2 pseudogenes are annotated in these 505 nt (G+C 31.9%); both read right to left on the bottom strand.

From position 1 onward, the window contains the following. A pseudogene (locus AAEZ18_RS18375) lies at positions 1-183 on the bottom strand (3-phosphoshikimate 1-carboxyvinyltransferase); the annotation flags it as partial. Positions 184-225: 42 nt separating this feature from the next. After that, positions 226-505, bottom strand: a pseudogene (locus AAEZ18_RS18370) (O-antigen ligase family protein); the annotation flags it as partial.

Genomic DNA, 505 nt, shown 5'->3' with positions numbered 1-505 from the left:
GTAATATCTGTATTTAAATAATCTAACAACGCCTCTACAATCAACTGTATGAGCTCCCCACTGCCTAGCGCCAATAGCTATTTTTAGGTGAGACAACTGCTCTTCAGTAAAGCTAGTTTGCACACCTTTGGGCATTCTATTTAATAAACTTCTTATTGCTGGGTCTTCAGATAAAGTAGGCATTAACTATTCCACTCTGTTAAATATTTAATTAAATGCAACAATTTAATTGCTCGCCTTATTAGCAATAAAACCTTTAAAAATTGGTAAGTAAAAAATCACCATAGATGGAGCACCACCAGACATAAAAAACAGCATAAAAATAGAGTATAAGCATAAAGCAATAAAAACCATTTTATCTTTTTTGTTTTTTAACCCTGCATCTCGAGTAACATAAATTAAATAAGGCAGAATTAATAAAAACAAGCCAATTGTGCCTTGTTCAATTAATGTATCTAAAAAAACATTGTGCGTATAAAGAGCGAGCCCTTGGTTTATATAGTAA

It is taken from the genome of Pseudoalteromonas sp. 19-MNA-CIBAN-0066 (genome assembly GCF_040308705.1).
Lineage (GTDB): Bacteria > Pseudomonadota > Gammaproteobacteria > Enterobacterales > Alteromonadaceae > Pseudoalteromonas > Pseudoalteromonas nigrifaciens.
Note: the sequence above shows the minus strand (reverse complement) of the source record. Positions and strands in the feature narration are given on the sequence as shown.